We start from the raw sequence: 10427 nt of genomic DNA, 5'->3' as shown, positions 1-10427 counted from the left end.
GCTTTGTGACTCGGCGCCAGGCTAAGGATGAAACCATCGCCTGGCTGCTCTGGTACAACAAAGTCCGGCTGCATTCAACGCTAGCTTATGTCAGCCCGATGCAATTCGAAAGCGAATGGCTTGCGAGGCAAGCCAACTCATGAGCTCGGTTATGGGATACGCAATCCAGGGGCAAGGTCAGATTCCAATGAAGCGCGTAAGAACACACGCTACATGGCGTTGACCGCTATGACTCAAGACGCTAACGCCGAACCAACTGAAAAATCCCGCGCAGGTAAGTTGATTGAAATGCATAGGCATATTTCAGACGGATACAGTTGCGATTTCCAGTTGAAACACGTCGCCGAAAAAATCGATTTGACTGCCGCCGTCAGGGATTAAACGAGCTTTTCAAGGAACAAGCCTTCGCCCAGAACTCCCCCCAATTGACCACGAACTTTCCCCAATTGGATCCATTGGCGGAATCAACAGCCTATTCGCCTGCCCTTCTGGCCATCGCAGAACCTGCGCGTAAAAACAAGAAATTGCCAGTGGAGCAGCTTCTGCGCATTATTCAACGGTTGTGCGTTGAGCAGTGGTTGTCTGCGGCCGAGATTGCAGGTCTGGTTGATCGCCGGGACGCCGAGAAACTCCAGTCGCGCTTTTTGACGGCGATGGTGAAGAAAGGCACGCTGGAGTTGCGCCATCCTGATGTTCGAAATCGACCTGACCAGGCCTATCGCACAGCTACAGGCAAAACGCTATAAAAGATATAGCTACTGACACTCGCCGTTAATGGACTAAAGGCTGATTTGATCTAAAATCATCGGCTTTCTGCGCACGGTCGGCTGCGGTTCCTGAGGTTCATCCTTGCCGCGCCGCAGACGGGCTGTTCCCCGTCCAGATTCCGCTTCCTGACGGTTCACGCGCTACGCTGACTCGTCGGCATGGCCGAAGACGGAAGACAGGGTCAAGCACAGCGACAGGTCAAAAGAAGAGTTGGGGAAAGTCAGCGATGGAGTTACGCGAAAAGCAGGGCTGGCCCAAGGCCTTGATCGGGCTGGCCGCGCGCCTGCCCTGGTGGCTGGGCCTGGCGCTGGCGGTGATCAGTTATTTAGGCCTGCACCACCTGGCGCAAAAACCGGCCGGCACCGCGCTGCCGGGGCAGATGGGAGGCTTCGTCCTGTCGGCGGTGACGCACGGGCTGGCGCTGGCCGGGCAATACCTGCTGCCGCTGTTGTTTGGCATCGGTGCCCTGCTGTCGGCCTTTCGGCGGGGCAAGGCCGCGCGGCTGCATGCGGCGGCGGCCAGCCGCGCTGACGCCCTTGACGCCATGAACTGGCAGGAGTTTGAAATCCTGGTCGGCGAGTATTTCCGGCGCGAGGGTTACAGCGTGCTTGATAACGGCGGCGGCGGCGCCGATGGCGGCGTGGACGTGGTGCTGCACGGCGCGGGCGGCAGCCATCTGGTGCAATGCAAGCACTGGCGCGCGTTGCGGGTTGGCGTGCAGCCGGTGCGCGAGCTGTACGGCGTCATGGCGGCGCACGGCGCAGCTGGCGGCTTTGTCGTCACCTCGGGCGACTTCACCGAAGACGCCGTGCGCTTTGCCGACGGCCTTTCCTTGAGGCTGGTCAACGGAAAAACCCTGCTGCGCGGCATCCGGGCGCAGGCCGGCAACGGCCCGGAGACCACCAAGCCCGCCGACCTGTCCACGCCCGACTGCCCGGTGTGCGGCGCGGCGATGGTGCTGCGCCAGGCGCGCAGCGGTGCGAATGCCGGCAAGCAGTTCTGGGGCTGCAGCCGCTATGCGCAGGACCGCTGCCGGGGCACGCGCGAGGTGGACTGATACCGACTCGGGGAAGCCAGCCGCTATTGAAATAATAGCTATTTGCGCAGACGGGATATGCACAAATAGCCTTTTTCATTAAAAATATCGACTTCGCAGCAGCGCACCGCCAGACACGGAATAATGCACAGTTTGCGCACATCGGCGCAGCCGGCCTCCCGAACCTCGTCCATCCCAAGGAAAACCATGCCCACTTATCACGTCGAAATGCTCGAAGGCCGCACGCTGGAGCAAAAGAAAAAGCTGGTCGAGGCAATTACCCGGGTCACCGTCGAAATCCTGGGCGGCAAAGCCGATTCGGTCGATGTCTTGATCACCGACGTCAAGCGCGAGAACTGGGCCACCGGCGGCAAGCTCTGGTCGGAACTCAGAAGCTGACGCCCGGCCAGGACTACCGCGATTGAACGCCGCGCCGTCGCCATCGTCCATCGCCGCGCTGCAGGCGCGCTTCGGTGCGCGCTACCGCTGGCTGCTGCTGATCGCCGTGATGGTCGGCACGATGGCGTCGATCATGTCGTCGACCATCGTCAACGTGGCGATTCCCGACATGAGCCAGCACTTTGCGCTCGGCCAGGGCCGGGCGCAATGGGTCACCTCAGGCTTCATGGTGGCCATGACGGTGGCGATGCTGACCACGCCGTGGCTGCTGGCGCGCTATGGCTACCGCCGCACCTATGCCGGCAGCATGCTGCTGCTGATGGCCGGCGGCATAGGCGGCGGGCTGGCCAACGACTTTGCGCTGGTGCTGGCCGCGCGCGTCGCCGAAGGGGTGGCGGCCGGCGTGGTGCAGCCCATCGCGGCGATCATCATCATGCGCGCCTTCGGCACGCATGAGCAGGGCCGGGCCAGCGGGCTGTTCGGCATGGGCGTGGTGCTGGCGCCGGCGCTCGGCCCGAGCGTGGGCGGGGTGCTGGTGGACGCGCTCGGCTGGCGCTCGATTTTTTTCATGGTCGTGCCGCTGTGCCTGCTGTCGCTGTGGATGGCCTACCGCTACGTGCCCGACGGCGTGGCGGCCGACCGCGAAGGCCAGATGATCGACTGGCGCGGCATGCTGCTGGCCGCCGCCGGCACGCTGTGCCTGCTCAACGGCATGGTCGCGCTGCAGGGCCAGGGCAGCCATCCGCTGCAGGCTGCCGTCCTGCTGGCCGCCGCGCTGGCGTCCCTTAGCGGCTTCATCGGCTGGCAGCGGCGCATGCTGGCAACCGGCCGGGAGCCGCTGATGAACCTGGCGCTGTTTGGCAACCGGCCCTTCGCCATGGGCAGCGTGGTGGCCTTCATCTACGGCACGGCGCTGTTCGGCTCGACCTACCTGCTGCCGGTCTACATGCAGCTGGGCCTGAATTTGTCGGCCTCGCATGCCGGAACGGTGCTGCTGCCCGCCGGCATTGTGCTGGCCGCGACGATTGCCATCGTCGGCCGCCTGGCCGACCGGCAGCCGACCTGGCTGCTGGTGACGGTCGGCCTGGGGCTGCTGGCGGTGTCGTTCGCGCTGATGGTGACGCTCACGCTCACCTCGGCGCTGTGGCTGCTGGCGCTGTGGGCGACGCTGGGGCGCATCGGGCTGGGCTTTATCCTGCCGTCGCTGAACCTGGGCTCGCTTCGGCCGCTGCCCAGGGAACTGGTGGCGCAGGGCGCCAGCACGATCAGTTTTGTACGCATGCTGGGCGGCGCGATTGGCGTGAGCCTGTGCGGCATCGTGCTCGAATGGCGCCTGGCCGCGCATGGCGATTCGCTGGCGATTGCCGCCAGCAGCCCGGCGCGGCTGGCCGCTTTCAACGAATCCTTTTTGATGCTGGCCGCGCTGTGCATGGTCGCCATGACGGCAGCAATGCAGCTTCGCGTGCCGCCGCCCGCCCCTTCCACCGGAGACTAGACCATGTGCCAGCTGTTAGGCATGAACTGCAACGCGCCCACCGACGTGACCTTCAGCTTTCGCGGCTTCGCGCAGCGCGGCGGCCGCACCGACGACCATGCCGACGGCTGGGGCATCGCTTTTTTCGAGGGCGACAGCGCCGTGGACGGGGCGGGCGATGGCAAGGGCCTGCGCCATTTCGTCGACCACCTGCCGGCCTGCGAGTCGCCGGTGGCCGAGCTGATCCGCCGCTACCCGATCAAGAGCCGCAACGTGATTGCGCACATCCGCAAGGCCACGCAGGGCCGGGTGGCGCTGGAAAACTGCCACCCCTTCGTGCGCGAGCTGTGGGGCCGCTACTGGGTGTTTGCGCACAACGGCAACCTGGTGGACTTTGCGCCGCGCCTGCACGGCAGCTTCCGGCCGGTCGGCTCCACCGACAGCGAACGCGCGTTTTGCTGGATCATGCAGGAGCTGGCCAAGTCGCATGCCGACGTTCCCAGCGTGCGCGAACTGACGCTGACCCTGCGCGAACTGGCGGCGCAGGCGGCAAAGCACGGCACCTTCAATTTCCTGCTGAGCAACGGCCAGGCGCTGTGGGCGCATGCCTCGACGAAGCTGGTGTATGTGGAGCGGCGCCACCCGTTCGCCAACGCCACGCTGAGCGACGAGGACGTGAGTGTGAACTTTGAAGAGCACACCCAGCCGACCGACCGCGTCGCCGTGGTGGTCACCGCGCCGCTGACCACCAACGAAGCCTGGACGGCGTTTGCGCCGGGCGAACTCAAGGTGTTCGAGGGCGGCGTGCTGCTCGACGCCTGAACGCCGCAAGGGCCGGGATCAGGCCGCCAGCGCGGCCTCCAGCGCGTCGATGAACATGGCGGCCACGTCAAAGCCCATCTGGTCGTGGATTTCCTGAAAGCAGGTCGGGCTGGTGACGTTGATCTCGGTCACGTAGTCGCCAATCACGTCCACGCCGGCCAGCAGCAGGCCGCGCGAAGCCAGGATCGGCCCCAGCGCCTCGGCGATTTCATAGTCGCGCGCGGACAGCGGCTGCGCCACACCCACGCCGCCGGCCGCCAGGTTGCCGCGCACTTCGCTGCCCTGCGGAATGCGCGCCAGGCTGAAGGGCACCGGCTTGCCGCCGATCACCAGCACGCGCTTGTCGCCCTTGACGATTTCGGGCAGGAACTTCTGCACCATCAGGCTTTGCGCGCCGTGGCGGTTCAGCGTCTCGGTGATGGAACCCAGGTTCAGGCCATCGGGTCCGACCCGGAAGATGCCCATGCCGCCCATGCCGTCGAGCGGCTTGAGGATGATGTCCTGGTGCTCGGCATGAAAGCGCTTGATGTCCTCGGCGTTGCGCGTGACCAGCGTCGGGCCGATGAACTGCGGAAACTCCATGATGGCGAGTTTTTCGGGGTGGTCGCGCAGCGCGCGCGGCTTGTTGAACACCCGGGCGCCCTCGCGCTCGCCTTGCTCCAGCAGGTGCGTGGCGTAGAAATACTCGCTGTCGAACGGCGGGTCCTTGCGCATCAGCACGGCGCCAACGTCCTTCAGCGCCACCGCGCGCGTGCCGGTCTCAGCGAACCAGTGATCGGCATCGCCGGTGAGGGTGATGTCGCGCACATGCGCCATCACCGGCGAGCCGCGCTGCCACATCAGGTCCTGCTGCTCGCAGGCGCTGATGCGGTGGCCGCGCCGCTGCGCCTCGCGCATCATGGCAAAAGTGGTGTCCTTGTAGATCTTGAAGGACTTCAGCGGATCGGCGATAAATAGGATGTTCATGGGTTTTTCATTGACCGGGAGGTTGTGGGGGGTTGGCACCGGCCCGGAGGCGGGCGCCTGGTGCGGCTGCCCGTATTGTTGTCCAAACAGCGCGACCCTGCCCCCAAAGGCCAAGCCGGACCGCAGCAGGGCAAGGCCCGCCGTGAAGGCAGACCGCCGGAACGCTTTGAAAAACCGCATCGAAAAATGCGGACAAGGCTGCTTTGCGGTTAGCCTCTGCAGGCAAATGGTGGCGCCAGAACCTGATCTTCCATCAGTGCAGCGCACTATAAAAAGCATAGCTGCTTCCCCTTATCTCTAGAGCGCTAAAAGCATTTTTAACGCCTGGATTTGATTCATAATCAAAACGAATCCCCTTCTGTCTCACCGGCAGCGCGAACTGGAATATCACATGAAGAATCAATCCTTCAGTCGCCGCCTTGGCTTTGCCAGCCAAGGCGTGCGCTGCGCATGGCGGGGTGAATCGAGCTTTCGTCAACAGGTCCTTGTTTCCCTCGGGGTGCTGGTCATTCTCTTATGGCGGCGCCCCGCCATGGTCTGGTGGGCGCTGTTGCTGATGAACTGCGGGCTCGTATTGGCCGCGGAGTTGTTCAATACCGCCCTGGAGCACGCACTGGATCACCTCCATCCGGAGCGGCATCCGGCCATTGAAGTGGCCAAGGATTGCAGTGCCGGCGCGGTGCTGCTGCTCAGCCTGACGGGCGTTTGCGTATTTGTCGCCTTCCTGGTGGCAACCTGGCCGTGCTAGCCGGGGAGCATCGGCCCGCATTTCCTGCTGCATGCATGACAAAGATGCCTGGTTGCTGCTTTAATTAATCCGCATTAAGAATGACAAGGCGAGATGCTTGATGGAGTCGCATTTACACGCGCTGATCGCTTACTTTTCAGCCCACCCGCAACTGGCGCTGGGCGCGGTCTTTGCGGCGTCACTGCTGGAGTCTTTGGCCGTTATTGGCACGGTCGTTCCCGGCAGCGCCATCGTCTTCGCCGCAGGGATGCTGATCGGGCTCGGTGAACTCCATCCCTGGTGGGCCGCGGCGATGGCCGTGTCCGGCGCCGTCATGGGCGACGGCATCAGTTATTGGCTGGGACATCATTTTCAGGACAGCATTCGCACCGTTTGGCCGCTGAAGCAATTCCCCGCATTGTTTGAACGGGGACAGCTGTATTTCGAGAAAAACGGAGGCAAGAGCGTGTTTTTCGGCCGCTTCCTTGGACCGGTGCGGGCCATCGTTCCTGTGGTGGCCGGCATGACAGGGATGCCGGCCAGACGGTTTTATGCCATGAACCTGTTGTCGGCGCTGGCCTGGGCCACCGCCCACCTGCTGCCAGGACTGCTTTTTGGCGCCTCGCTTCAGTTGGCCGGCGCCGTGAGCTCCAGGCTGGTCGCCGTGCTGCTCATCATCGCGGCATTTTCTTGGGCCCTCAGCAAACTGGTCCGGCTCGCCTATCACCAGGTCTGGCCGCGCGTGAAGCGGCTTCGGGATCGCGCTGTCGCGCAGGCGCACCGGAAACCCGGTCCGTTCGCCACGGTCGTGCTGTCACTGCTGGATCCGGCCCGGGCAGAGTCTCCGGCCTTGCTGACGGCCGCGCTGCTCCTGACGGGCGGCGTCTGGCTGTTTTTGGGCATCGTGGAAGACGTCACTTCGAACGACCCGCTGATCCAGTTCGATCAACTGATTTACGCAGCATTGCAGGGTGTGCGCACGGCCTGGGGCGACCGGCTCATGGTGGCCATCACCGAGGCCGGGGGCGCGGTGGGCACGGGCTTTCTCATTGCAGGTGTGTCCCTGTTGTTGGCCATCAGACGGCGCTGGCGAACGCTGGGCTACTGGCTCGCGGCCATCGGCATGGCCGAGATTTTTGTGGTGCTGCTGAAATACACGCTGGGACGCGCGCGGCCCCACAATATTTACACGGGCCTTGCACAGTTTTCATTCCCAAGCGGACACGCCACGTCAAGCATCGTGGCCTACGGTTTTTTGGCGTTTTTGCTCGCGCGCGGAAAATCCGACCGGGGCAAGATCGCCATCACGCTGCTGGCCGCTGCCGTCATCAGCTTGATCGCGTTTTCCCGCCTTTACCTGGGTGTGCACTGGTTTTCAGACGTGCTGGCAGGCATGAGCCTGGGTCTGGCCTGGGTGGCGTTGCTCAGCATTGCCTATATTCATCATGCGGCCCGCGAGCGGGTCAGCGCATGGCCGCTGTTGCTGGTGGTCGTGGCAGCCCTGGGGCTGACGGCCGGCTTTTATGCCGGCGACCGCTACCGCGCCGAGATCGGCCGCTATGCGGTGCGTCCGGCATCGGAAACCGCGCCGCTTGACGACTGGGCGGGCGCGGGCTGGAACCGGTTGCCCGCTTGGCGCTCAGAGCTTGACGGGGAAACCGAGGAGCCGTTGGTGCTTCAGTGGGCCGGGACCTCCGGCCAGATCGCCGGCACGCTGCGGGCATCCGGATGGCAAACGCCCGAAACATGGACCCTGAAGTCCTCGTTGCTCTGGCTGCTGCCCACGCTGCAGATCCAGCAGCTCCCGGTGTTGCCGAAATTCCATCACGGTGAAGTACCCCAAATCACCTTCGTCAAGGTCCTCGATACCGATGAACGCCTGGTGCTTCGACTCTGGTCGTTGGACCGGCAGGTCAGGCTGGACCCGGCACTGCCAGCGCGCCAGCTGTGGATCGGCATGGTGGCAACGGAGCGGCTGCTTCACCCCGGCGGCATGATCACGCTGGCCAGTACCGGCAAGGATTTCGATACCCCCTTGCGCATCCTGGTCTGGGACCTGCAAGACCAGCACTGGTCGGTGCAGAGCCGGGAAAAACCGGACCGGCGGGTCTGGCTGGCATGGTGACGGCGCCGCGAGGGTATTCGGTGTGGCTGCGCGCTGACTTTTAGGCCGCCGTGCCCGCCAGCCCCGACGCAAACGCCACTCAGATCTCGATCTTGCTGCCCAGTTCCACCACCGAGTTGTTCGGCAGGTTCAGGAAGTCGGCCGCGCCGCTGGCGTTGTGGTGCATCTGCGCAAACAGCTTTTCACGCCACTGCGACATGCCCGTGCCAATGGTCGGAATCACCGTGTCGCGCGACAGGAAATAGCTGGTCGTCATGGGTTCGAGCTGGCAGCCGCAGTTCTTGATTTGCTGCAGCGCCTTGGGCAGGTCCAGGTCGTTCTTGAAGCCGTAGTGCACATTCACCTGCCAGCAGTCGTGGCCCAGCGACTCGACCTGCAGCCGCTTGTCCATGTCAATCCACGGCACCTCATGGTTCACCACGGTGACGAACAGGTTCTGCTCGTGCAGCACCTTGTTGTGCTTGAGGTTGTGCAGCATGGCATTGGGCACGATGCCCGGCTCGGCGGTCATGAAGACGGCCGTGCCCTCGACGCGCTGTGGCGGGCTGACGAACACCGCATCTAAAAAGCTTGGCAGGTCCAGGGCGTCGGTGCGCAGCTTTTCATTGAGCAGGCGCCGGCCTTGCTTCCAGGTGATCATCAGCGTGAACACGATGCCGCCAATGACCAAAGGAAACCAGCCGCCGGCGAACAGCTTCATCAGGTTCGAGGCGAAGAACGCAAAATCGACAGCAAAAAACACGCTGGTTGCGGCAATGCACAGCCACAGCGGGTATTTCCAGCCGTAGCGGATCACGTAGAAGGTCAGCACCGTGGTGATCAGCATGTCGGTGCAGACCGCAATGCCGTAGGCCGCCGCCAGGTTGCTCGACGAGCGGAACATCACCACCGCCAGCATGATGGTGACGAACAGGCTCCAGTTGATGAACGGCATGTAGATCTGGCCGGTGTCGTGCTCACTGGTGTGCTGGATGCGCAGCCGGGGCAGGTAGCCCATCTGGATAGCCTGCTTGGTGACGCTGAAGGCGCCGGTGATCAGCGCCTGCGACGCAATGACGGTGGCCAGCGTGGCCAGCCCGACCAGCGGAATCAGGGCCCAGTCGGGCGCCATCAGGTAAAACGGGTTCTTGACCGCTTCCGGGTTGCTCAGCAGCAGCGCGCCCTGGCCAAAATAGTTCAGCACCAGCGACGGCATGACGACCGAGAACCAGGCCAGCCGGATCGGCTTCTTGCCGAAGTGGCCCAGATCGGCATACAGCGCCTCGGCACCGGTCACGCACAGCACCACCGCGCCCAGGATGATGAAGGTCGTGCCCGGGTTGTCCCACATGAAGCCCAGCGCGTAATGCGGGCTGACCGCATACAAAATCTCCGGATGCGTCACGATCTGGGAAACGCCCAAAATGGCCAGCACCGCGAACCAGACGATGGTGATCGGGCCAAAGAACTTGCCGATGCCGGCCGTGCCGTGCTTTTGCAGCGCGAACAAAGCAAACAGGATCACCAAGGTGGCCGGAATCACCGCTCGGGTGAAGTTGGGCGAAATCACCTCCAGGCCCTCGACCGCCGACAGCACCGAAATCGCCGGCGTGATGACGCCATCGCCATAAAACAGCGAGGTGCCGAAGATGCCGACCAGCAGCAGCACTTTTCGCAGCCGTGGCTTGTCCTGCACGGCGGTGGAGGCCAGCGCCAGCATGGCGATCAGCCCGCCTTCGCCGTGGTTGTCGGCGCGCAGCACCAGCGTGACATATTTCAGCGAAACAATGACGGTCAGCGTCCAGAAGAAGATCGACAAGATGCCATACACGTTCTCGGGAGTGAACGGAACATGCCCGGAGCCGAAAACCTCCTTCATGGCATACAGGACGCTGGTGCCGATGTCGCCGTAGACAACGCCGATGGCGCCCACGGTGAGCACGGCGAGAGATGATTTTTGACTTGTCACAAAAGCTGCCCGTCTTGGAAAAAGGACCGGATTCGAGCGGAACCAAAGGCGGCCACGGCCGATGGAAGGCTTGTCGAAAGGTTCGCCATTTTGCACTCAGCCCATGGGCTTGCAAGCGGCGAACACCGGCGACCGGTAGAAACAGGGGTTGTGTTGCACCGC

The 10427-nt window shown here is 63.4% G+C and carries 11 protein-coding genes; 9 read left to right on the top strand and 2 right to left on the bottom strand.

Annotated elements, in window-relative coordinates; genetic code table 11:
* The 7 genes from ACP7AD_RS15040 to ACP7AD_RS15010 form a co-directional block, all read left to right on the top strand.
* On the top strand, window positions 1-143 hold a 143-nt coding region (locus tag ACP7AD_RS15040), incomplete at its 5' end, for an IS3 family transposase (protein ID WP_426166196.1).
* A 70-nt stretch (window positions 144-213) separates the two neighbouring features.
* Window positions 214-381: a hypothetical protein gene (locus ACP7AD_RS15035; protein ID WP_426148559.1), complete on the top strand. Its 168-nt coding sequence runs from the start codon at window positions 214-216 to the stop codon at window positions 379-381.
* A 44-nt stretch (window positions 382-425) separates the two neighbouring features.
* A complete protein-coding gene (locus ACP7AD_RS15030; protein WP_426148558.1) occupies window positions 426-746 on the top strand; it encodes a hypothetical protein in 321 nt (106 codons plus the stop codon).
* 248 nt (window positions 747-994) lie between these two features.
* A complete protein-coding gene (locus tag ACP7AD_RS15025) occupies window positions 995-1825 on the top strand; it encodes a restriction endonuclease (protein WP_426148557.1) in 831 nt (276 codons plus the stop codon).
* A 186-nt stretch (window positions 1826-2011) separates the two neighbouring features.
* A complete protein-coding gene (locus tag ACP7AD_RS15020; RefSeq protein WP_426148556.1) occupies window positions 2012-2203 on the top strand; it encodes a 4-oxalocrotonate tautomerase in 192 nt (63 codons plus the stop codon).
* A 22-nt stretch (window positions 2204-2225) separates the two neighbouring features.
* Window positions 2226-3698, top strand: a complete 1473-nt coding sequence (locus tag ACP7AD_RS15015; RefSeq protein ID WP_426148555.1) for a DHA2 family efflux MFS transporter permease subunit — start codon at window positions 2226-2228, stop codon at window positions 3696-3698.
* 3 nt (window positions 3699-3701) lie between these two features.
* Entirely contained in the window at window positions 3702-4499 is a 798-nt protein-coding gene (locus ACP7AD_RS15010; protein WP_426148554.1) for a class II glutamine amidotransferase, read from the top strand.
* An 18-nt stretch (window positions 4500-4517) separates the two neighbouring features.
* Here the strand turns inward: ACP7AD_RS15010 and gshB are convergent, their stop codons facing one another.
* A complete protein-coding gene (gshB, locus tag ACP7AD_RS15005) occupies window positions 4518-5465 on the bottom strand; it encodes a glutathione synthase (protein WP_426148553.1) in 948 nt (315 codons plus the stop codon).
* Window positions 5466-5856: 391 nt separating this feature from the next.
* On the opposite strand from gshB, the gene ACP7AD_RS15000 reads away from it, so the two are divergent.
* Together ACP7AD_RS15000 and ACP7AD_RS14995 are read left to right on the top strand one after the other, a co-directional pair.
* A complete protein-coding gene (locus ACP7AD_RS15000) occupies window positions 5857-6213 on the top strand; it encodes a diacylglycerol kinase (RefSeq protein WP_426148552.1) in 357 nt (118 codons plus the stop codon).
* A 100-nt stretch (window positions 6214-6313) separates the two neighbouring features.
* Window positions 6314-8317, top strand: a complete 2004-nt coding sequence (locus ACP7AD_RS14995; RefSeq protein WP_426148551.1) for a VTT domain-containing protein — start codon at window positions 6314-6316, stop codon at window positions 8315-8317.
* A 79-nt stretch (window positions 8318-8396) separates the two neighbouring features.
* Here ACP7AD_RS14995 and ACP7AD_RS14990 read toward each other — a convergent pair whose 3' ends face one another.
* Window positions 8397-10265, bottom strand: coding sequence for a potassium transporter Kup (locus ACP7AD_RS14990; RefSeq protein WP_426148550.1), 1869 nt, complete (start codon window positions 10263-10265; stop codon window positions 8397-8399).
* Window positions 10266-10427: the final 162 nt, after the last annotated feature.

This window comes from Polaromonas sp. DSP2-3-2b2, from assembly GCF_049895905.1.
GTDB lineage: Bacteria > Pseudomonadota > Gammaproteobacteria > Burkholderiales > Burkholderiaceae_C > Polaromonas.
This window is presented reverse-complemented; position numbering and strand designations above follow the sequence as displayed.